Annotated in this window: 21 protein-coding genes; 18 read left to right on the top strand and 3 right to left on the bottom strand. The window is 66.4% G+C overall.

Translation table 11 applies throughout. From position 1 onward, the window contains the following. Positions 1 to 27: 27 nt before the first annotated feature. Complete coding sequence (locus tag ACEQZY_RS13065) at positions 28 to 1,197, bottom strand: M20 aminoacylase family protein (protein ID WP_370155035.1); 1,170 nt, start codon at positions 1,195 to 1,197, stop codon at positions 28 to 30. Between the two features lie 191 nt (positions 1,198 to 1,388). Between ACEQZY_RS13065 and ACEQZY_RS13060 the strand changes: the two genes are divergently transcribed. Next, on the top strand, positions 1,389 to 2,849 hold the full coding sequence (locus ACEQZY_RS13060) for a DEAD/DEAH box helicase (protein WP_370155033.1): 1,461 nt from the start codon (positions 1,389 to 1,391) through the stop codon (positions 2,847 to 2,849). A gap of 83 nt (positions 2,850 to 2,932) precedes the next feature. Next, positions 2,933 to 3,175: an Lrp/AsnC ligand binding domain-containing protein gene (locus ACEQZY_RS13055; protein ID WP_370155031.1), complete on the top strand. Its 243-nt coding sequence runs from the start codon at positions 2,933 to 2,935 to the stop codon at positions 3,173 to 3,175. Positions 3,176 to 3,195: 20 nt separating this feature from the next. Here the strand turns inward: ACEQZY_RS13055 and ACEQZY_RS13050 are convergent, their stop codons facing one another. Beyond that, positions 3,196 to 3,681 carry a hypothetical protein gene (locus ACEQZY_RS13050; RefSeq protein ID WP_370155028.1) on the bottom strand — a complete coding sequence of 162 codons (486 nt, stop codon included), beginning with the start codon at positions 3,679 to 3,681 and terminating at the stop codon, positions 3,196 to 3,198. 165 nt (positions 3,682 to 3,846) lie between these two features. On the opposite strand from ACEQZY_RS13050, the gene ACEQZY_RS13045 reads away from it, so the two are divergent. The 16 genes from ACEQZY_RS13045 to ACEQZY_RS12970 all read left to right on the top strand — a co-directional run bounded on the left by ACEQZY_RS13045 (position 3,847) and on the right by ACEQZY_RS12970 (position 19,738). Then, the gene (locus ACEQZY_RS13045; protein ID WP_370155026.1) at positions 3,847 to 4,704 is read left to right on the top strand and encodes an SDR family NAD(P)-dependent oxidoreductase; all 858 of its coding nucleotides are present in this window, start codon (positions 3,847 to 3,849) and stop codon (positions 4,702 to 4,704) included. A gap of 21 nt (positions 4,705 to 4,725) precedes the next feature. Next, complete coding sequence (locus ACEQZY_RS13040; RefSeq protein WP_341703783.1) at positions 4,726 to 5,256, top strand: MarR family transcriptional regulator; 531 nt, start codon at positions 4,726 to 4,728, stop codon at positions 5,254 to 5,256. Then, complete coding sequence (locus tag ACEQZY_RS13035) at positions 5,249 to 6,076, top strand: enoyl-CoA hydratase family protein (protein WP_341703784.1); 828 nt, start codon at positions 5,249 to 5,251, stop codon at positions 6,074 to 6,076. Before ACEQZY_RS13040 ends, ACEQZY_RS13035 begins: the two co-directional genes overlap by 8 nt. A gap of 1 nt (position 6,077) precedes the next feature. Continuing rightward, a complete protein-coding gene (locus ACEQZY_RS13030; RefSeq protein ID WP_370155023.1) occupies positions 6,078 to 7,262 on the top strand; it encodes an acyl-CoA dehydrogenase family protein in 1,185 nt (394 codons plus the stop codon). Beyond that, positions 7,259 to 8,731, top strand: a complete 1,473-nt coding sequence (locus ACEQZY_RS13025) for an NADH:flavin oxidoreductase (protein ID WP_370155021.1) — start codon at positions 7,259 to 7,261, stop codon at positions 8,729 to 8,731. Before ACEQZY_RS13030 ends, ACEQZY_RS13025 begins: the two co-directional genes overlap by 4 nt. After that, the gene (locus ACEQZY_RS13020) at positions 8,724 to 10,364 is read left to right on the top strand and encodes an AMP-binding protein (RefSeq protein ID WP_370155019.1); all 1,641 of its coding nucleotides are present in this window, start codon (positions 8,724 to 8,726) and stop codon (positions 10,362 to 10,364) included. Before ACEQZY_RS13025 ends, ACEQZY_RS13020 begins: the two co-directional genes overlap by 8 nt. A 410-nt stretch (positions 10,365 to 10,774) precedes the next feature. Beyond that, positions 10,775 to 11,962: an ABC transporter substrate-binding protein gene (locus ACEQZY_RS13015; RefSeq protein WP_370155018.1), complete on the top strand. Its 1,188-nt coding sequence runs from the start codon at positions 10,775 to 10,777 to the stop codon at positions 11,960 to 11,962. Between the two features lie 213 nt (positions 11,963 to 12,175). Further along, positions 12,176 to 13,375 (top strand): ABC transporter substrate-binding protein, encoded by a 1,200-nt coding sequence (locus ACEQZY_RS13010; protein WP_370155016.1) that lies wholly within the window; start codon positions 12,176 to 12,178, stop codon positions 13,373 to 13,375. Positions 13,376 to 13,446: 71 nt separating this feature from the next. Beyond that, positions 13,447 to 14,367 (top strand): branched-chain amino acid ABC transporter permease, encoded by a 921-nt coding sequence (locus ACEQZY_RS13005; protein ID WP_341703791.1) that lies wholly within the window; start codon positions 13,447 to 13,449, stop codon positions 14,365 to 14,367. Positions 14,368 to 14,379: 12 nt separating this feature from the next. Beyond that, complete coding sequence (locus ACEQZY_RS13000) at positions 14,380 to 15,522, top strand: branched-chain amino acid ABC transporter permease (protein ID WP_370155014.1); 1,143 nt, start codon at positions 14,380 to 14,382, stop codon at positions 15,520 to 15,522. Beyond that, on the top strand, positions 15,515 to 16,270 hold the full coding sequence (locus tag ACEQZY_RS12995) for an ABC transporter ATP-binding protein (RefSeq protein ID WP_341703793.1): 756 nt from the start codon (positions 15,515 to 15,517) through the stop codon (positions 16,268 to 16,270). The genes ACEQZY_RS13000 and ACEQZY_RS12995 overlap by 8 nt, the downstream gene beginning before the upstream one ends. A gap of 17 nt (positions 16,271 to 16,287) precedes the next feature. Further along, positions 16,288 to 16,998: an ABC transporter ATP-binding protein gene (locus ACEQZY_RS12990; protein WP_370155012.1), complete on the top strand. Its 711-nt coding sequence runs from the start codon at positions 16,288 to 16,290 to the stop codon at positions 16,996 to 16,998. Positions 16,999 to 17,154: 156 nt separating this feature from the next. Next, positions 17,155 to 18,201: a diguanylate cyclase gene (locus ACEQZY_RS12985; protein WP_341703794.1), complete on the top strand. Its 1,047-nt coding sequence runs from the start codon at positions 17,155 to 17,157 to the stop codon at positions 18,199 to 18,201. Positions 18,202 to 18,264: 63 nt separating this feature from the next. Further along, complete coding sequence (locus ACEQZY_RS12980; RefSeq protein ID WP_370155009.1) at positions 18,265 to 19,083, top strand: enoyl-CoA hydratase-related protein; 819 nt, start codon at positions 18,265 to 18,267, stop codon at positions 19,081 to 19,083. Continuing rightward, positions 19,080 to 19,529 carry a hydroxyphenylacetyl-CoA thioesterase PaaI gene (gene paaI, locus ACEQZY_RS12975; protein ID WP_341703796.1) on the top strand — a complete coding sequence of 150 codons (450 nt, stop codon included), beginning with the start codon at positions 19,080 to 19,082 and terminating at the stop codon, positions 19,527 to 19,529. The genes ACEQZY_RS12980 and paaI overlap by 4 nt, the downstream gene beginning before the upstream one ends. Before the next feature lie 2 nt (positions 19,530 to 19,531). Further along, positions 19,532 to 19,738, top strand: coding sequence for a DUF2783 domain-containing protein (locus ACEQZY_RS12970; RefSeq protein WP_341703797.1), 207 nt, complete (start codon positions 19,532 to 19,534; stop codon positions 19,736 to 19,738). On the opposite strand, the gene ACEQZY_RS12965 is transcribed toward ACEQZY_RS12970, so the two are convergent. After that, a complete protein-coding gene (locus tag ACEQZY_RS12965; RefSeq protein WP_341703798.1) occupies positions 19,735 to 20,112 on the bottom strand; it encodes a TfoX/Sxy family protein in 378 nt (125 codons plus the stop codon). The genes ACEQZY_RS12970 and ACEQZY_RS12965 overlap by 4 nt on opposite strands. Between the last annotated feature and the right edge of the window lie 41 nt (positions 20,113 to 20,153).

Raw genomic sequence — 20,153 nt, 5'->3', positions numbered from 1 at the left:
CTGCGCCGGCCGGCTGCCTGCAGGCGGTCAGCCCGCCGGCAGTGCCATCTCCGCCAGCCGCGCCCAGTAGCTCGCGCCCACCGGCAGCGCGTCGTCGTTGAAATCGTAGCGCGGATTGTGGACCATGCAGCTGCCCTCGCCGGCGCCGTTGCCGACCCAGACATAGGAACCCGGCTTCTCGCGCAGCATCCAGGCGAAATCCTCCGCGCCCATGCTGGGATTGAGGTTGCGCAGCACATTGTCGGCGCCCACCACCTGCGCGGCCGCCGCGGCGGCCAGCTCGGTTTCGTCGGCGGTGTTGATGGTCGGCGGATAGCGGCGCTGATAGTCGATGGTGGCGCTGCCGCCATGGGCCGCCGCGATGCCGGTGGCGACCTGCTTCAGCCGGCTCTCGATCATGTCCTGCACCTCGGGCAGGAAGGCGCGCGTGGTGCCGGCGATCATCACCTCTTCCGGGATCACGTTGGTGGTGTGGCCGCCCTGGATCTGGCAGCAGCTGACCACCGCGCTCTGCAGCGGGTCGGTGTTGCGGGCGACGATGTTCTGCAGCGCCAGCACGATCTCGGCGGCGATCACCACCGGGTCAACACCGCGATGCGGATAGGCGCCATGGGCGCCGACGCCCTTCACCCTGATCCAGAACATGTCGGCCGAGGCCATCATCGGGCCGGTGCGCACGGCGAACTTGCCGACATCGATGCCGGGCATGTTGTGCATGCCGAACACCGCTTCGCAGGGGAACTTCTCGAACAGGCCGTCATCGACCATCACCTTGCCGCCGGCGAGGTTTTCCTCGGCCGGCTGGAAGATGAAATGCACGGTGCCGTCGAAATTCTTCGTCTGCGACAGATACTGCGCGGCGCCCAGCAGCATGATGGTGTGACCGTCATGGCCACAGCCATGCATCTTGCCCTGATGGGTCGACTTGTGGGCGAATTCGTTCATCTCGACCAGGTCGAGGGCATCCATGTCGGCACGCAGCCCGATGGCGCGGTTGCCCTTGCCCGCCTTCAGGGTGCCGACCACCCCGGTCTTCGCCAGGCCGCGATGCACCGGCATGCCGAAGGATTCGAGCGTCTTCGCCACGAAATCGGCGGTGCGGTGCTCCTCGAAGGCGGTTTCGGGATGCATGTGGAGATCGCGGCGCCACGCGGTCAGCTGCGCCTTGTTGGCAACGATCTCGTCGATCAGCTTCATGGGATGGACACTCCGGCTACGGAAAAAACAGGGAAAACAGACGATAACCGATTGATTTTGCTATTTCCAGCAGCATCAAGAGGTGTTGACACACCGAGGCGCCTGTGGTCTTTTCCCACCCCGCGGACGCAGTGCATCTTGCGCAGCCTGTCCAGAACACGCGGAAATCCATGGATTTTGAAAGTTTGGGCTTGAGCGAGCCGGTCCTCAAGGCCGTCGCCGATGCCGGGTATAACAAGCCAACACCGATCCAGGCCCAGGCCATCCCGATCGTGCTGATGGGGCGTGACGTGCTGGGCACCGCGCAGACCGGCACCGGCAAGACCGCGGGCTTCACCCTGCCGCTGATCGACATCCTGGCCGGCGGCCGTGCCCGCGCCCGCATGCCGCGCGCCCTGATCCTGGAACCGACCCGCGAACTGGCCGACCAGGTCGCCCAGAGTTTCGACAAATACGGCAAGAACTCGCCGCTCTCGATGGCGCTGCTGATCGGCGGCGTCAACTACACCGACCAGGAAAAGCTGCTCGACCGCGGCGTCGACGTCCTCATCGCCACGCCCGGCCGCCTGATCGACCATTTCGAGCGTGGCCGCGTCATGCTGACCGGCGTGCAGATTTTCGTCATCGACGAGGCCGACCGCATGCTCGACATGGGCTTCATGCCCGATATCGAGCGCATTGCGAAGATGCTGCCCCCGCTGCGCCAGACGCTGTTCTTCTCGGCCACCATGGCGCCCGAGATGCGCCGCCTGGCCGACAAGTTCCTCAGCAACCCGAAGGAAATCGAGGTTGCCCGCCAGGCCACCACGGCGGAATCGATCGCCCAGTTTGCCATCAACGTGCCGCACAAGCTGAAGCGCGAGGCCCTGCGCACGCTGATCCGCAGCGAGGATGTGAAGAACGCCATCATCTTCTGCAACCGCAAGCGCGATGTGGACATGCTGGCAAAGTCGCTGATCAAGCACGGCTTCGACGCCCAGCCGCTGCATGGCGACATGGACCAGTCGGTGCGTACCGCGACGCTGGAGAAGTTCAAGAAGGGCGAGATCGGCCTGCTGGTCGCCTCCGACGTGGCCGCCCGCGGCCTCGACGTCCAAGGCCTGACCCATGTGTTCAATTTCGACGTGCCGACCCATCCGGAGGACTATGTCCACCGCATCGGCCGCACCGGTCGCGCCGGCATGAACGGCCGCGCCTTCACCCTGGTCTCGGGCGAGGACGGCAAGTATCTCGCGCAGATCAAGAGCCTGATCGCCCGCGATATCCCGGTGATGGAGCTGCATGGCTTCGCCGTCGATGCCGGCGACCTGCCGGTCGAGGAAGCGCCGGAGCGCGACAGCCGCCGCGGCCGCCGTGGCGGCAGCAAGGAACGCGGCGAGCGCAAGGAACGCGGCAGCCGCAAGCGTGGCAGCGCGGCCGCCGACGGGAAGGCTGCCGAGAAGGCCGCCGAGGCACCCCGCCCGACCCGCCTCGAGCCGGTTCGCGCCGAACACGCCCAGAGCGACCAGCCGCGCGAGCGCGTCGCCCACGAGCAGCCACGCCAGGATACCGGCCGCCGTCTCCGCGACGACCGCGAACCGCCGGTGGTCGGCATGGGCGACCATGTGCCGGATTTCCTGCTGCGCCCCGTGCGCCGCGCCGCCACCTCCTGAACCGCCCCGCCGCGGCCGGGCCGGTTGGACCCGGGCGGCGGTTTCGATTACAGTCCGGGCAGGACAGGATGACGGAGCCGGCGATGCAGACGATTTTCGTGATGGTGAAATGCGACCTCGGCCGCGCCTATGACGTGGCGGTGAAGGCCGTCGAGGAAATCGAGCAGGTCTCCGAGGTGCATTCGATCTCCGGCCAGTACGACCTGATGATGAAATGCTACCTGCCCGATGGCCAGGATATCGGGCATTTCGTGGTCAACAAGCTGCAGACCATCACCGGCGTGAAGGACACCTTCACCCTGATCACCTTCAAGGCCTTCAACTGAAAAACAGATTATGCGCCGCCTCAGCGGCGCTGTACCGGCGCGCGGCCCGACGAGATGGTGCCGCTGCCCGATGACGGCGAGACGGTCATGTCGACCTTGGAGCCGTAGAGCGTGCTGCGGCTGATCAGGATCGAGGCAACGCGGTCAGCGTCACCCGACAGGTAGGTCAGCTGGCTGGTCTCGGCGCGCACCACCGCCACCTCTTTCCAGCCGTGATTGGCCATCTGGGCGCGGATGAAGTCGAACATCGCATCGGCCGAGGAATTGATGCTGTAGGACAGCCGGCCGATCCAGCGGTCGCCCTCGCCCAGAATGATGGTGCGATCGGCATCCAGCGAATAGCCCTCCGGCAGTGCGATGCCGGAAATCTGCGGCGGCGGCCCTCCGCTTGACTTGCCGTCAGCCTTCGAGGTGCTGCCGCCGATATTCATGGAATTGCAGCCGGCCAGCGCAAGCGCGGCAGCAACGGCAAGTCCCGTGAATCGTACGAATTGCGCCTTGCTCATTGCGCCTGCGGTCCCCCACGAATCGGCCTGCTCCTATTTACCATACCAGACCCTCCGTCGTCGCCTTTTGACTGCAGCTGTTCCCGTCTGGGTTCTGCCGCAGGGTGGCCTTGTCTGCCGCGGTGAATTATTTTATACTTAAAATATAATTCGGGAGGCTGATCCATGGCCGCAAACAAGCGCAAGTCCGCGCCGCCTGCCCAGACTACTGCCGGACCGGCGATCACGGCGCCGGCGGAGGCCGGCCCGCTGGCCGGCCGCCACGCACTGGTCACCGGCGCCAGCCGCGGCATCGGCTGGGCTGTGGCACAGCGGCTGGCCGCTGCCGGCGCCGCCGTCAGCCTGATCGGCCGCGACGCTGCCCTGCTGGAAAGCCGGGCCGCGGAACTCGATGACAGCCATGGCTGCAGTGCCGGCGCCTTCCCTGCCGATGTGACCGATCCGGCCGCCATCGCCGGCGCCCTGCAGCGGGCCGCCGGCCTGCTCGGGCCGGTCGACATCCTCGTCAACAATGCCGGCTTCGGTGCCAGCCAGCCCTTTGCGAAAATGACCGCGGAACACTGGGACGGCATGCTGTCGGTCAATCTTTCCGGCGTGTTCCACACGACGCGGGCGGCCATCGGCGGCATGCTGGAACGCCGCCGGGGCCGCATCATCAACGTCGCCTCCACCGCCGGCATCACCGGCTATGCCTATGTCGCCGCCTACTGCGCCGCCAAGCATGGCGTGGTCGGACTGACCCGCGCGCTGGCCCGCGAATATGCAAAGACCGGCATCACCGTGAACGCCGTCTGCCCCGGCTATGTCGATACCGACATGACCGCCACCACCATCGAGACGATCGTGAAGAAAACCGGCCGCTCGGCCGAGGCGGCGCGCGCCGAACTGGCCGCCGGCAATCCGCAGGGCCGCCTGGTCACGCCGGACGAGGTGGCCGATGCCGTGCTGTGGCTGGCCGGCGATGGCGCCGCATCCGTGACCGGGCAATGCATCGCCGTGGCCGGCGGAGAGGTCATGCCATGAGCCGCGGCGGGAGAGAACAGCATGAGTGAACAACGCCAGGTCGCACCCCTGCCGGCCAATGACCGCGAAACCGGCACCACCCGGGACGACAAGCTGGAACTGCGGCTGTGGCTGCGGCTGCTGACCTGCTCGAACCTGATCGAGGGCAAGGTGCGCGGCGCCCTGCGCACGCGGTTCGACACCACCCTGCCCCGCTTCGACCTGCTGGCCCAGCTCGACCGCAGCCCGGACGGCCTGACCATGAGCGAGCTGTCGGCCCGCATGATGGTCTCCAACGGCAACATCACCGGCCTGACCGACCGCCTGGTCGAGGAAGGCCTGGTGAAACGCACCCCATCGGCCCGCGACCGGCGCAGCAGCCAGGTCAGCCTGACGGCAGCTGGCAAGAAGGCCTTCGACGCCATGACGCCGGAACACGAGCTGTGGATCGACGAGATGATGGCCGGCCTGAGCCGGCAGGACATGCAGCAGCTGTTGCAGCTGCTCGGCAAGCTGAAGCAGTCGGTGCACCGGAACGCCGCCGACGCGGATAAGGGAGAGAACGGTGAGTGATCTGGCAAAGGATTTCCGGCCGCAGCATTTCGGCTGGTCGGTCGACGGCAGGGTGGCGACGGTGACGCTGAACCGGCCGGAGCGCAAGAACCCGCTGACCTTCGAATCCTATGCCGAGCTGCGCGACACGTTCCGTGCCCTTGGCCATGTGACCGACGTCAAGACCGTGGTGATCACCGGCGCGGGCGGCAATTTCTGCTCGGGCGGTGACGTGCACGAGATCATCGGCCCGCTGGTGAAGATGAAAGAGGCCGGCGACATGCAGGGCCTGCTGGCCTTCACCCGCATGACCGGCGACCTGGTCAAGGCGATGCGCCACTGCCCGCAGCCCGTCATCGCCGCCATCGACGGCATCTGCGCCGGCGCCGGCGCGATCCTTGCCATGGCCTCCGACCTGCGCATCGCCACGCCGCGCACCAAGACCGCCTTCCTGTTCACCCGCGTCGGTCTTGCCGGCGCCGATATGGGGGCCTGCAACATCCTGCCGCGCATCATCGGCGCCGGTCGTGCCGCCGAGCTGCTCTATACCGGCCGCAGCATGTCGGCCGAGGAAGGCGAGCGCTGGGGCTTTTTCAACCGGCTGGTCGCGCCCGAACAGGTGCTGCAGGATGCACAGGCACTGGCCGCCGAACTGGCCGCCGGCCCCACCTTCGCCCATGGCATCACCAAGACCTGCCTGCACCAGGAATGGTCGATGGACCTCGATGCCGCCATCGAGGCCGAGGCGCAGGCACAGGCGATCTGCATGCAGACCCGGGATTTCGAGCGCGCCTATCACGCATTCGTCGCCAGGCAGAAGCCGGTCTTCGAGGGCAACTGAGATGGCGGACAAGAGCTACCTGCACTGGCCGTTTTTCGAGGATCGCCACCGCCGCCTTGCCGACAGCCTTGATGCCTGGGCCCGGCAGCATGCCGCCCATCACGACGAAGACGGCGATATCGACGCACAATGCCGCGGCTTCGTGCGCCAGCTGGGCAGGGACGGTTTCCTCGGCCTGACCGTGCCAAAGGATGGCGGCGGCCTGCATGACCGGCTGGAAGTCCGCTCGCTGGCGCTGGCCCGCGAGACGCTGGCCTATCACCACGGGCTGGCCGACTTCTCTTTCGTCATGCAGGGGCTGGGCTCCGGCCCGATCAGCCAGTTCGGCACGCCCGAGCAGAAAAAGCGCTGGCTGCCCGGCGTGGCCGACGGCACCAGGATCGCCGCGCTGGCCATGTCGGAACCCGATGCCGGTTCCGATGTCGCCAATGTCAGCACCGTTGCCGTCCCTGACGGCCAGGGATTCCGTCTCAACGGCGTGAAGACCTGGATTTCCAATGGCGGCATTGCCGACCAGTATACCGTGGTGGCGCGCATGGGCGATGCGCCAAGCGCCAAAGGCCTGGCCATCTTCGTGGTCGAGGCCGGCACGCCGGGCTTCAGCGTGCCCGAACGCATCGACGTGATGGCACCGCATCCGCTCGGCCGCCTCGAATTCCGCGACTGTGTGATCCCGGAAGGCAACCTGATCGGCAAGCCCGGCGAAGGCTTCAAGATCGCCATGAGCAACCTCGACGTCTTCCGCTCCACCGTCGGCGCGGCTGCGCTGGGCTTCGCGCGGCGGGCGCTGGACGAGGCGCTGGCCCGGGTGCATGCGCGCAAGGTGTTCAACCAGCAACTCGCCGATTACCAGCTGACCCAGGCCAAGATCGCCGACATGGCCACCGAAATCGATGCCGCGGCACTGCTGGTCTACCGCGCCGCCTGGACCAAGGACATGGGCGCCGCCCGGGTCACCCGCGAGGCCTCGATGGCGAAGATGTACGCAACCGAAGCGGCACAACGGGTGATCGATGCCGCCGTGCAGCTGTGGGGCGGCCTCGGCGTGACCCGCGGCAACATGGTGGAAAGCCTGTACCGCGAGGTTCGCGCCCTGCGCATCTACGAAGGCACCACCGAGATCAACAAGCTGGTGATCGCCGGCCAGACCTATGCCGCCTGGCAGGCGGAAGGCACGGCACCATGAAGCTGCTGCAGCCGCTCGACATCAACGGCATGCTGCTGCCCAACCGGGTGGCGGTGCCGGCCATGGTAACGCGGCTGTCCGGTGAGGACGGCTTCGTCAACCAGGACATCATCGACCGCTATGTGCGCTATGCCCAGGGCCATGTCGGCCTGATCGTGGTCGAGGCCACCGCCGTGCATGGCAGCAAATCCGGTCCGCTGCTGCGGCTGTCGTCGGACGAGTTCATTGCCGGACATCGCGACCTGACCCGGCAGATCCACGACACCTCCGGCAGCAGGGTGGTGCCGCAGATCATCCATTTCATGAAAGTGGCGCGGTCCGGCTGGCGCCAAACCATCGACAGCCTGTCGGAAGCCGATATCGAGCGCATCATCGGGGAATTCGGTGCCGCCGCTGCCCGCGCCCGCGATGCCGGCTATGACGGCGTCGAGCTGCATTCGGCCCATGCCTATACGCTGTCGTCCTTCCTGTCGCGCCGCAATCCGCGCCGCGACCGCTATGACGGCCGCACCCTGGAAGGCCGGCTCGCCATGTTCGGCCGGGTGATGGCGGAAGTACGCCGCCAGGTCGGCAGCGACTGGCCGGTCGGCGTGCGCTTCCTGGCCGAGGAGGCCATCAAGGACGGCTACACGGTCGAGGAAGCCAAACTGATCGCCCTGCGCATGGCCCAGCTCGGCGTCGACTACATCTCGCTGTCGGTGGGCGGCAAGTTCGAGGATGCCGTGCATCGCGACGGCCAGCCGCTATATCCCTATACCGGCTATTCCGGCGACCGCTGCATGCCCGGCGACTGGTATCCGGCCCTCCCCCATGCCCATCTGGCGGCGGCGGTGAAGCAGTACATCAATGCCAAGGGCTTCACCGTGCCGGTGATCTCGGTCGGCAAGATCAGCGACCCGGCCGAGGCGGAAACCCTGCTGCAGGAAGGCCGCGCCGACATGATCGGCATGGCCCGCCAGCTGCTGGCCGATCCGGACTGGGTGAAGAAGGTCGCAGACGGCCGGCAGGACCGCATCGTGCGCTGCATCTACTGCAACGTCTGCAAGCAGCTGGACGAGAATTTCAAGGAGGTGAACTGCTTCCTGTGGCCGAAGGGCCTGCGCCAGGCACCGCCCGACAGCCTCGACGGCGACGCCCCGCGCTGGCCCGAGGGCGGCGCGCAGCTGGCCGCCACCGTCGACAAGGGGCAGGTGAAACTCGCCTGGAAGGCCGCGCAGCCCGGCGCCGCACCGATTGCCGGCTACAATGTCTACCGTGCCGAGGATGACGGCACCGCCCGCGTCACCGAGGCAGTGAAGTCGGTCAAGCATACCGACCGCGTCGTGCTCGGCGGCCTGCGCTACACCTATTACGTCCGTGCCCATGATGCGGCCGGCCGTGCAACACCGCCGTCAGATGCGGTGCGTATCGACCTCCCCGTCCCGATCGCCGAACCCGCCTCCCATCCTTCCGAGGTGCATCATGCATAGGTTCGAACCTTCCGCCCATGTCGACACGTTTCCCCGCGACCAACTGCCGCCGCAGGAGCAGTGGCCGGTGATGCTGTGGGACACCCTGCCCGAGCTGCGTGCCTATCCGAAACGGATGAACTGCGCCCGCGAGCTGCTGGACAAACAGGCGGAGACATACGGCGACCGGCCGGCCTTCCATTACAACGATGAGGTCTGGACCTACCGCCAGCTGCTGGAGACCGCCAACCGCATCGCCCATGTGCTGGTCGACGACCTGGGCGTGAAGCCGGGCAACCGCGTGCTGCTGCGGGCACCGAACAATCCGATGTATGTCGCCTGCTGGTTCGCGGTGATGAAGGTGGGGGCCGTGGCGGTGGCGACCATGCCGCTCTACCGCTGGCGCGAGCTGACCTTCATGACCGAGAAGGCGGAGATCGGCCTTGCCCTGTGCGACTGGCGCCTGCGCGACGAGATGGAAACCACGCTGAAGGAATCGAAACACCTGCAGCGGGCGGTGTATTTCCACGCCGAAGGGCCGGAGTCGCTGGAAAGCCGGATGGCCGGCAAGCCGGCACATTTCGAGACGCTGGATACCGCCTGGGACGATGTCTGCCTGATCGCCTTCACCTCCGGCACGACGGGGCCGGCCAAGGGCTGCATGCATTTCCATCGCGACGTGATGGCGATCTGCGACACCTTCAGCCGCTATGTGCTGAAGCCGACCAAGGATGACATCTTCACCGGCTCGCCGCCGCTGGCATTCACCTTCGGGCTGGGCGCGCTGGTCACCTTTCCGATGCATGCCGGCGCCTCCACCGTTCTGGTCGAGCAGTACAATCCGCAGAGGATGCTGCAGACCATCCAGGAGAAGAAGGTCACCATCCTGTTCACGGCCCCCACCGCCTACCGGGCGATGACCGACATGGTGAAGGATTACGACATCTCGTCCCTGAAAAAGGGCGTCTCCGCCGGCGAGACCCTGCCGAAACCGGTCTGGCAGGGCTGGCATGATGCCACCGGCATCAAGCTGATCGACGGGCTGGGCGGCACCGAGATCCTGCATATCTTCATCACCTCGGAAGGCGACGGCATCCGCCCCGGCGCCACCGGCAAGCCGATCCCCGGCTTCGAGGCGGCGATCTTCGATGCCGAGGGCAAACCGGTGCCGCCGGGAACGGTCGGCCGCCTGGCGATCCGCGGCCCCGTCGGCTGCCGCTATCTCGACAATCCGGACCGGCAGACGACCTACGTGCAGAATGGCTGGAACTTCACCGGCGATGCCTATCTGTGCGATGCGGACGGCTACTACTGGTACCAGGCGCGGGCCGACGACATGATCGTCTCGGCCGGCTACAACATCTCCGGCCCCGAGGTGGAAGCGATCCTGCTGCTGCATCCGCTGGTGCAGGAATGCGCCGTGGTGGCGGCGCCGGACGGCCAGCGCGGCAGCGTCGTGAAGGCCTATGTGGTGCTGCGCGACAAGGGCAAGGCATCGCCCGAGACGGTCAAGGCGCTGCAGGATTTCGTGAAAGCCGAGATCGCGCCCTACAAATATCCCCGCGCCATCGAATTCATCGACGCCCTGCCGCGCACCGAAAGCGGCAAGGTGCAGCGGTTCGCCCTGCGCGCCCGGGCCAGCCAAGCGGCCTGACCGGGTGCCGGGCGCGGCCGGGTATGTTTGCACTTGCAATTACAGCACATTGCATGCAAGGCTTGATGCAAGATATTTCTTGCCGCTCAGGAAAGCTGCAATATAATACCACAAACAAAAAAGGGAGGGACTCTGCAGTCAGGGTGGGCTGGGCCGTTGCCACAAGAATAATTCCGTCACGGCATCAACCCGTTAACCGACAACCAGACGACCGGCTGACAGGATGCGCCGCATCCGGACTTTGTCCGTAGGCGTCGTGGACTCGGCCCGTCGGCGTGGACTACAGTCGGAGCACACAGGGTAAGGCACGGCGCCAGGCGGCGTTGGGGGCCAGAGGACAACTCAAGAGGGATGTGACCGGTCCGGCTGCCAGACGGGCTGCCGGCCCCACATTAGGGAAAGGAAACAGGATGAAGATTTCTACGCTGCTGTATCTGAGCACCGGGCTGGCGCTGGCCGCCGCCCCGCTGGTCGCCCAGCCGGCCGCCGCCCAGGCCAAGAAGATCAAGATCGGCTTCGTCACCACCCTGTCGGGCCCCAATGCGGCCTATGGCAAGGACATGCGCAACAGCGTCGAGCTGGCCCTGCAGCATATGGGCGGCAAGATGGGCGGCATCCCGGTCGAGGTGATCTACGAGGATGACGAGCAGAAGCCGGAAGTCGGCAAGCAGAAGACCGACAAGCTGCTGCAGCGCGACCGCGTCGACTTCATCGCCGGCTATATCTGGTCGAACGTGCTGCTGGCCTCCTACAAGCCGGTGGTCGACAGCAAGACCTTCCTGATCAGCGCCAATGCCGGCCCCTCGCAGCTGGCCGGCGAGCAGTGCAATCCGTATTTCTTCGCCGCCTCCTGGAACAACGACCAGAACCCGATGGGCGTCGGCGAACTGCTGAACCAGAAGAAGGTGCAGAACCTCTACATCGTGGCACCGAACTACGCCGCCGGCCAGGACATGGCCAACGGCGTGAAGTCCACCTTCAAGGGCAAGGTGGTCGGCCAGGACATGACCACCTGGCCGAGCCAGCTCGATTTCTCGGCCGAGATTTCGAAGATCCGCGCCGCCAAGCCGGATGCCGTCTATGTCTTCTATCCGAGCCGCTGGGGCGTGCAGTTCCTGACCCAGTACAGCCAGGCCGGCCTGAAGAAGGACATCCCGCTGTATTCGGTGTTCACCATCGACGCGGTGACCCTGAAGCTGCAGAAGGACCTGGCGCTGGACACCTATTTCGGCCTGTTCTGGGCGCCCGACCTGCCCTATGCCGCCAACACCAAGTTCGTCAACGATTACAAGAAGGCGCATGGCGACACGCCGACCTTCTACGGCGCCCAGTCGTATGATGCGATCAACCTGATCGCTTCGGCGGTGGCCGCCACCAAGGGCGACCTGAAGAACAAGGACGCCGTGCGCAAGGCGCTGGAAGCGGCGAAGTTCGATTCCGTGCGCGGACCGATGAAGTTCAACACCAACCACTTCCCGGTCCACGCGATCTACCAGCAGGAAGCCTACAAGGTGTCGGACAGCGAGTACGACATCCGCACCATCAGCACCATCGTGAAGGATCTGGAGGATCCGCACGCCTCCAAGTGCAAGATGTAAGACGGCCCGACGGGCGCCGTGCCACGGCACGGCGCCCGTTTTGCTGCCCGGCAGCCGGGCTGGCGCAAAAACCCGGATTGCCTGACGAATTATTTTATGTCTAAAGTATCTGTAACGGGGGACTCCTTGGAAGGCATGCAACGCCGGTCAGCATCCGGCCATCGCACAGGGCGCATGTGCCGGTGTCGCTGCATGTCCAGACAGGAGACCTCCATGACGCTTTCCCGCCTTGTCCTGCTTTCCGGCGCCGCCCTCCTCGCGCTCGGCGCCGCGCTTGCCCTCCCCGCCACGGCCCAGGCCCAGTCCGCGGCCAGGAAGATCAAGATCGGCTTCGTCACCACCCTGTCGGGCCCCAATGCGGCCTACGGCCAGGACATGAAGAATGCCTTCGACCTGGCCCTGCAGCATATGGGCGGCAAGATGGGCGGCATCCCGGTCGAGGTGATCTACGAGGATGACGAGCAGAAGCCGGAAGTCGGCAAGCAGAAGACCGAAAAGCTGCTTCAGCGCGACAAGGTCGACTTCATCGCCGGCTATATCTGGTCGAACGTGCTGCTGGCCTCCTACAAGCCTGCCATCGACAGCAAGACCTTCCTGATCAGCGCCAATGCCGGCCCCTCGCAGCTGGCCGGCGAGCAGTGCAGCCCGTATTTCTTCGCCGCCTCCTGGCAGAACGACCAGAACCACATGGCAGTCGGCGAGCTGCTGAACCAGAAGGGCGCCCGGCGCCTGTACATGGTGGCGCCGAACTATGCCGCCGGCCAGGATGCCACCAATGGCGTCAAGTCGCTGTTCAAGGGCGAGGTGGTCGGCCAGGACATGACCACCTGGCCGAGCCAGCTCGATTTCTCGGCCGAGATCTCGAAGATCCGCGCCGCCAAGCCGGATGCCGTCTATGTCTTCTTCCCCTCGCGCTGGGGCGTGCAGTTCTACACCCAGTACAGCCAGGCCGGCCTGAAGAAGGACATCCCGCTCTATTCCGCCTTCACGGTCGATGCGGTGACGCTGAAGCTGCAGAAGGACCTGGCGCTGGATACCTATCTGACCATGACCTGGGGCACCGACCTGCCCTACCCGGCCAACCAGAAATTCGTCGACGGCTTCCGCAGCAAGCACAAGGACAGCCCGACCTTCTACGCCGCCCAGAGCTATGACGCCGCCAACCTGATCGCCAGCGCGGTGGCCGCCACCAGGGGCGACCTGAAGAACAAGGACGCCGTGCGCAAGGCGCTGAAAGCGGCGAAGTTCGATTCCGTGCGCGGACCGTTCAGGTTCGGCCCCAACCATTTTCCGATCCAGAACATCTACCAGCAGGAAGCCTACAGGACGGCAGACGGCGACTATGATCTGCGTACGGTCAGCACCGTGCTGACCGCGCATCAGGATCCGCATGCCGCCAAATGCAAGATGTGATGTACTGACCCGCCTTTGCCGCATCCCGGTCCGCCGGGATGCGGTTCTCAGCTGACGAGTGCCCCGCCGCCATGACGCTTCTCCTGATCGAGCAATTTCTCAACGGCCTGCAGATCGGCCTGCTGCTGTTCCTGCTGGCCGCCGGCCTGACCCTGGTCTTCGGCATCATGGACCTGGTCAACCTGGCGCATGGCTCGCTGTACATGATGGGCGCCTATTTCGCCGCCGTGTTCACCGAGTGGACCGGCAGCTTCGTGCTCGGCGCGCTGCTGGCGCTGCCGGCCGGCGCCCTGCTCGGCATCGTCACCGAGGTGATCGCGCTCCGGAATCTCTATGCCCGCGACCATCTCGACCAGGTGCTGGCCACCTTCGGCCTGATCCTGTTCTTCAACGAGCTGGCCCGCCTGGTCTTCGGCGTCGGCGGCATGGCGATCGAGCTGCCGCCGCTGCTGGAGGGCCAGATCGAGATCCTGCCCGGCCTGCCCTACCCGGCCTTCCGCTTCCTCATCATCGCCGTTGGTCTCGCCTGCGCCTTTTTCCTCTACTACCTGGTGCAGCGCACCCGGCTCGGCATGCTGATCCGCGCCGGCGCCTCCAACCGCGAGATGATCGGCGCGCTCGGCATCGACATCAAGCTGCTGTTCACCCTCGTCTTCGGACTGGGCTCGGCGCTGGCGGCGCTGGCCGGCCTGATGTCGGGGCCGATCACCACGGTGCAGATCGGCATGGGTGACGACATCCTGATCCTGGCGCTGGTGGTGATCGTGATCGGCGGCATCGGCTCGATCCGCGGCGCCTTCATCGCCGCCGTGCTGATCGGCATCATCGACACCATGGGCCGCGCCTTCCTGCCCAACCTGCTGGGGCATTTCCTCAGCCCCTCCGAGGCCGGCACCCTGGCCCAGGCGCTGTCGTCCATGCTGATCTACCTGCTGATGGCCGGTGTGCTGGTGCTGCGCCCGGCCGGCCTGTTCCCTGCTCCGGGCCGCTGAGGATTACCGTCGATGTCGCTGCTCTCCCTGCGGATCCGCCCGCTGCCCGTCACCACCATCGTCGCCCTGGCCCTGCTGACCGCGCTGGCCCTCGTGCCGCTGGCCGCCGAGGTGTTCGACGATCCCTTCCTGCTGACCCTGTTCACCCGCATCGTGGTGATGGCGCTGGCCGCCGTCAGCCTGAACCTGATCCTCGGCTATGGCGGCATGGTCAGCTTCGGCCACGCCGCCTATATCGGCATCGGCGGCTATACCGTGGGCATCATGGCCCATCACGGCATCACCGAGGCCTGGCTGCAATGGCCGGTGGCGATCCTGCTGTCGGGCCTGGTCGCCCTGCTGATCGGCCTGCTGTCGCTGCGCACCAAGGGCATTTTCTTCATCATGATCACGCTGGCGCTGGCCCAGCTGATCTTCTATCTCGGCAACGGCGCCTATGCCTATGGCGGCGACGACGGCCTGACCATCCTCAAGCGCTCGGATTTCGGCGGCCTGATCGACCTCAACGACCGCACCAGCCTGTATTACCTGTGCTGGGCCCTGCTGGTGCTGGCACTGTATGGCAGCCACCGCATCGTCAACTCGCGGTTCGGCATGGTGATCCGCGGCGCCAGGTCGAACGACCGCCGCATGGCCACCATCGGCTATCCGGTCTTCCGCTACCGCCTGACCGCCTTCGTGATCGCCGGCATGGTCTGCGGCCTGGCCGGCGTGCTGACCGCCACCTATACCGACTTCATCAGCCCGGCGATGATGCACTGGAGCCGCTCGGGCGACCTGATCGTCATGGTGGTGCTGGGCGGCATGGGCAACCTGTTCGGGCCGCTGTTCGGCGCCGTCAGCTTCCTGCTGCTGGAGGAAATCCTCGCCGGCTGGACCGAATACTGGAAGATCGTGTTCGGCCCGATCCTGCTGCTGGTGGTGATCTTCGCCCGCGGCGGCATCGCCGGCGCCATGCTGAGCGGTGCCTCCGGCGTGCTGATGGCCGGGGTGGCCGGCCTGTTCCTGATCTACGGCGTGCATCTCGTCTACGAGGATGCCTGGCTGCTGCCCACGGCGATCCTGCTGGCTGCCTGGGGCATCCTGCTGTGGCTGTGGCGCCGCCGCCTGCGCGACACCGCCGCCACCATTTCCACGGGAGGCCCCCATGCTTGAGCCGGTCCTGCAGGTCGACGGCCTCGTCAAACGCTTCGGCGGCCTGGTCGCCACCGACAACCTGTCGCTCGACATCCGCCCGGGCGAGATCCATGCCGTGATCGGCCCGAACGGCGCCGGCAAGACCACCATGGTCGGCCAGCTGATCGGCGAGCTGCGCCCCGATGCCGGCACGATCCGCTTCATGGGCACGGACATCACCGCCCTGCCGGTGCATGCCCGCGCCCGGCTGGGCATCGCCCGCTCGTTCCAGATCACCTCGATCTTCCACGACTTCACCGCGCTCGACAACGTGGCGCTGGCCGTGCAGGCGCATCAGGGGCATTCCTTCCGCTTCTGGTCTCCGGCCGCGGACGATGACGGCCTGCGCCGGCCGGCCCTCGCCGCCCTCGAACAGGTCGGCCTCGGCCATCGCGCCGGGGTGGTTGCCAGCGCGCTGAGCCATGGCGAGCACCGCCAGCTCGAAATCGCCATGGCGCTGGCGACCGAGCCGAAGCTGCTGCTGCTCGACGAACCGATGGCCGGGATGGGCCCCGAGGATTCGGCCCGCATGGTGCAGATGCTGAAAGGCATCAAGGGCAGCATTCCGATGCTGCTGATCGAGCATGACATGGATGCCGTCTTCGCGCTGGCCGACCGCATCACCGTGCTGGTCTACGGCCGTAACATCGCCACCGACGAACCGGCCGCCATCCGCAGCAACGAGGCGGTCCGCCAGGCCTATCTCGGCGACGAAGTGCCGGCCTGAGACATCTGGAGCAAGACATGGCCAGCCTGCTTGAAATCGACGCCATCGACACCTTCTACGGCCGCAGCCAGGTGCTGTTCGGCATGGGCCTCGCCATCGAGGCCGGCGAGGTGATCACGCTGATGGGCCGCAACGGCATGGGCAAGACCACCACCATCCGCTCGATCATGGGCATGACCCCGGCCGCCAGCGGCGCCATCCGTTTCCGCGGCAGCGACATCCGCGGCCTGCCCTCCTACCGGGTCGCCAAGGTCGGCATCGGCCTGGTGCCGGAAGGCCGGCAGATTTTCCCCAATCTCTCGGTGCGCGAGAATCTGGTGGCCACGGCATCCAACCGCCGCGGCGCCGACCAGCCCTGGACCTACGAGCGCGTGGTCGAACTGTTCCCCCGCCTTGCCGAACGCGCGAACAACATGGGCAACCAGCTTTCCGGCGGCGAACAGCAGATGCTGGCCGTCGGCCGCGCCCTGATGACCAACCCGCATCTGCTGATCCTCGACGAAGCCACCGAGGGCCTCGCCCCGCTGGTCCGGCAGGAAATCTGGAACTGCCTCGACCGCCTGAAACAGGCCGGCCAGTCGATCCTGGTTGTGGATAAGAATGTCGATGCCCTGACCCGGCTGGCCAACCGCCACTATATCATTGAGAAAGGCCGGGTTGTCTGGCAGGGCAATTCCGCCGAGCTGCTGGCCGCGCCCGAGATCCAGCACCGCTATCTCGGGATCTGACCGGCACCGGCGGCGCGCCGCCGGGAATTTTCATCCAACCCCATTGCCAGCGCCGCCGCTTGGCCCCAGAGTATGGCCATCGCTGCCGGCGCCCCGGGCGCCGGACCATGCGTTCGGGGAAGCGTTTCGCAGAAGAGCCTAGCTGGGGCCGGCCGGATGTATCACGACGACCTGCATCATGCAGCCGAACTCGCCCATGCGGCGGTGACCAGCATGACGCGTTTCGCGATCCCGCCCACCCCGATCAATTTCACCATCTGGTACGAATACCATGCCGGCCGCGACCCGGCGCTCAGCCGCGCCATCGACGGGCTGCTGGCGGCCAAGGCCGCTTTCACGCCGGAAACCACCCTGCAGCTCTACGAGGAATTCCTCAACCCGGCCCGCCTGCTGCGCGCTTCGCGGGAGACCAGCGAGAAGCTGCAGGAAACCATGGACAACCTGCGCAGTTTCGTCGGCGCCGCCGAGGAAACCGCCCGTGCCTATGGCGACAAGCTGGAACATTTCTCCGGCCGTCTGGACAGCAGCGAACCGGCGCCGGCGCTCGGCGCGCTGGTCAGCGGCATGCTGCAGGAAACCCGCAGCATGGAAGAGCGCAACCGCTCGCTGGAAGAGCGGCTGGCCGAGACCACCGCGGAAGTGAAGCTGCTGCGCGAGCATTTCGAACAGGCCCGCCGCGAGGCGCTGTCGGACTCGCTGACCGGGCTGGCCAACCGCAAGAATTTCGAACAGACCCTGACCCTGCTGGCCAAGGCCGCGCAGGACGAGGACGAGCCACTGTCGCTGATGCTGGTCGATATCGATCATTTCAAGACTTTCAACGACCGCTACGGCCACCAGACCGGCGATACCGTGCTGCAGCTGGTGGCGCGCACGCTCAGCGACAACGTGAAGGGCCAGGACCTGGCCGCCCGCTATGGCGGCGAGGAATTCGCCCTGCTGCTGCCGCGCACCCGCGCCGACCAGGCGGTCAAGCTCGGCAACAACATCCGCGTGCTGGTCTCGGGCCGCAAGCTGGTGCTGCGCAAGACCAGCGAGGATCTCGGCCGCATCACCATCTCGGCCGGCATCGCCCAGTACCGCCCCGGCGAGGCGCTCAGCGCCTTCGTGCAGCGGGCCGACGGCGCCCTCTATGCCGCCAAGCGCGAGGGCCGCAACACGGTGGTTGCCGCAGCGGAAGCCCCGGCCGAAACCGGCGTCTGATCCTTTCTTACGCCCGGTGAAATCGGCTAGCCTGCCCGCAGAACATCCCGCGGGAGGGAACCCATGAGCAAGACTGCGAGCAGGACTGCGGCGGCCTACGCCACACTGCTGGTCGACAAGACCGACGGCATTGCCACCATCACCCTGAACCGGCCCGAGCGGCTGAATGCGCTGAGCAGCGAGCTGATGCGCGAGCTGCTGGCCGCGCTCGACGAGATCGATGCCGATGCGTCGATCCGCTGCCTGCTGCTGACCGGGGCTGGCCGCGGCTTCTGTTCCGGCGCCGACCTTGCCAGCGGCGACCTCAACAACGAGGGCGGCATGCCCGATCTGGGCAAGGCCCTGCACGAGCGCTATCACCCGGTGATCCGCCGGCTGGCCGGCTACCGCATGCCGGTGGTCTGCGCGGTGAACGGCCCCGCCGCCGGCGCCGGCATGTCGCTGGCTTTGTGCGGCGATATCGTCATCGCCGCGAAATCCGCCACCTTCCTGCAGGCATTCGGCAATCTCGGCCTGGTGCCCGATGCCGGCAGCACCTTCTTCCTGCCGCGGCTGGCCGGCACCGCACGCGCACTCGGTCTGACCATGCTGGCGGAAAAACTGCCGGCCGAAACCGCCGCCGAATGGGGCCTGATCTGGCAATGCGTGGACGATGCCGAGCTGATGCCGGCGGCGATGAAGGTTGCCGCCAAATTTGCCAACGGGCCCACCGTGGGTCTGGCGCAGATCCGCAAGCTGATCCGCCAGTCGGCCACCAACGGGCTGGATGCCCAGCTTGAAGCCGAGCGTGAGGCGCAGGTGATCGCCGGCCGTACCCGCGACTTCATCGAAGGTGTGTCCGCCTTCCTGCAGAAGCGGCCGGCGAAGTTCAGCGGCAAATGACCCCGCAGGAGATCGCCGGGATCGTCGGCAGACGCGTCGCCGAGCTCGACCTGGCCGGCCGCAAGCTCGGCATGGAGCTGGTCTCCGTGTCGCCGGGCCGCTGCGAGCTGCGCATGACGGTGCAGCCGGATATGGTGAACAGCGGTGGCACCTGCCATGGCGGCATGATCTTCACGCTGGCCGATTCCGCCTTCGGCTATGCCTGCAACAGCTTCAACCGCGCCGCCGTCGCACAGCAATGCGACATCACCTTCCTCAGGCCCGTCGCGGTCGGCACCGTGCTGACCGCCACCGCCGAGCTGCGCGAGACGGCCGGCCGCAGCAGCATCTATGACATGACGGTGCGCAATGCGGCCGGCGAGACCGTGGCCCTGTTCCGCGGCCTGTCGCGCGAGATCGGTGGCGCGATCATTCCCGGCCTCGATGCCGGGCCGCAGGGAGGCTGAGCATGGGCAGGCTGATCACCGAGAGCAATCTGGCCGATCCCGATGCCGTCTACGCCGCGCTGGTTGCCATGACCGAGGGACTGGACGATGCGGCCGCCCAGGCGGCAACCGCCCGGCTGGTGCTGCTGCTGGCCAACCATGTCGGCGACGAGGCCGTGCTGCGCGAGGCCATCGCCATCGCGCGCGGCGAGGCAGAGAAAAAGTCCTAATACCGCCGGCGCACCGGCTGGCGCCGCGTGGGTGGTGGCGCGGCGGCCCTGGCCGTGCGGGCGACGCCCAGCGCGGTCTTCGCCCAGGTCACGGCCCCGTCCGGGTCGTCGATCAGTTCGGCCGGCATCTGCCAGTAACTCATCTGCACAGGCTTGCCCTTGCCATCATAGATGAAGGGGCCGCAGCCGCGCGCCTCGAAGGCCTTTGCGGTCTCGGCATCGGCCTTCAGGTAGATGGTGTCGTCATGGATCAGGCCGAACATCAGTCCCCGGCAGTAGATGCCGGCACCGCCGAACATGCGGCGGGTGCTGACCCCGCCCAGCGGGGCGAACAGTTCCTGGGCAAACTCGATGAACTCGGGACTCGCGGCCATGCGCCGCAGACTAGATGGGCGCCCGGGAACAGCCAAGAGAG

The sequence above is a fragment of the Ferrovibrio sp. genome, assembly GCF_964218355.1.
In the GTDB taxonomy this organism is placed as follows: Bacteria; Pseudomonadota; Alphaproteobacteria; order Ferrovibrionales; family Ferrovibrionaceae; genus Ferrovibrio.
The sequence above is the reverse complement of the archived record's forward strand: the minus strand, read 5'-3'. Positions and strand labels throughout refer to the sequence as shown.

What these genes read in the sequence shown, in the direction of transcription:
- ACEQZY_RS13065 (WP_370155035.1), bottom strand. Translation starts at nt 1,197, where the DNA reads ATGAAGCTGATCGACGAGATCGTTGCCAACAAGGCGCAGCTGACCGCG.
- ACEQZY_RS13055 (WP_370155031.1), top strand. Translation starts at nt 2,933, where the DNA reads ATGCAGACGATTTTCGTGATGGTGAAATGCGACCTCGGCCGCGCCTAT.
- ACEQZY_RS13050 (WP_370155028.1), bottom strand. Translation starts at nt 3,681, where the DNA reads ATGAGCAAGGCGCAATTCGTACGATTCACGGGACTTGCCGTTGCTGCC.
- ACEQZY_RS13045 (WP_370155026.1), top strand. Translation starts at nt 3,847, where the DNA reads ATGGCCGCAAACAAGCGCAAGTCCGCGCCGCCTGCCCAGACTACTGCC.
- ACEQZY_RS13040 (WP_341703783.1), top strand. Translation starts at nt 4,726, where the DNA reads ATGAGTGAACAACGCCAGGTCGCACCCCTGCCGGCCAATGACCGCGAA.
- ACEQZY_RS13030 (WP_370155023.1), top strand. Translation starts at nt 6,078, where the DNA reads ATGGCGGACAAGAGCTACCTGCACTGGCCGTTTTTCGAGGATCGCCAC.
- ACEQZY_RS13025 (WP_370155021.1), top strand. Translation starts at nt 7,259, where the DNA reads ATGAAGCTGCTGCAGCCGCTCGACATCAACGGCATGCTGCTGCCCAAC.
- ACEQZY_RS13020 (WP_370155019.1), top strand. Translation starts at nt 8,724, where the DNA reads ATGCATAGGTTCGAACCTTCCGCCCATGTCGACACGTTTCCCCGCGAC.
- ACEQZY_RS13015 (WP_370155018.1), top strand. Translation starts at nt 10,775, where the DNA reads ATGAAGATTTCTACGCTGCTGTATCTGAGCACCGGGCTGGCGCTGGCC.
- ACEQZY_RS13010 (WP_370155016.1), top strand. Translation starts at nt 12,176, where the DNA reads ATGACGCTTTCCCGCCTTGTCCTGCTTTCCGGCGCCGCCCTCCTCGCG.
- ACEQZY_RS13005 (WP_341703791.1), top strand. Translation starts at nt 13,447, where the DNA reads ATGACGCTTCTCCTGATCGAGCAATTTCTCAACGGCCTGCAGATCGGC.
- ACEQZY_RS13000 (WP_370155014.1), top strand. Translation starts at nt 14,380, where the DNA reads ATGTCGCTGCTCTCCCTGCGGATCCGCCCGCTGCCCGTCACCACCATC.
- ACEQZY_RS12995 (WP_341703793.1), top strand. Translation starts at nt 15,515, where the DNA reads ATGCTTGAGCCGGTCCTGCAGGTCGACGGCCTCGTCAAACGCTTCGGC.
- ACEQZY_RS12990 (WP_370155012.1), top strand. Translation starts at nt 16,288, where the DNA reads ATGGCCAGCCTGCTTGAAATCGACGCCATCGACACCTTCTACGGCCGC.
- ACEQZY_RS12985 (WP_341703794.1), top strand. Translation starts at nt 17,155, where the DNA reads ATGTATCACGACGACCTGCATCATGCAGCCGAACTCGCCCATGCGGCG.
- ACEQZY_RS12980 (WP_370155009.1), top strand. Translation starts at nt 18,265, where the DNA reads ATGAGCAAGACTGCGAGCAGGACTGCGGCGGCCTACGCCACACTGCTG.
- paaI (WP_341703796.1), top strand. Translation starts at nt 19,080, where the DNA reads ATGACCCCGCAGGAGATCGCCGGGATCGTCGGCAGACGCGTCGCCGAG.
- ACEQZY_RS12970 (WP_341703797.1), top strand. Translation starts at nt 19,532, where the DNA reads ATGGGCAGGCTGATCACCGAGAGCAATCTGGCCGATCCCGATGCCGTC.
- ACEQZY_RS12965 (WP_341703798.1), bottom strand. Translation starts at nt 20,112, where the DNA reads ATGGCCGCGAGTCCCGAGTTCATCGAGTTTGCCCAGGAACTGTTCGCC.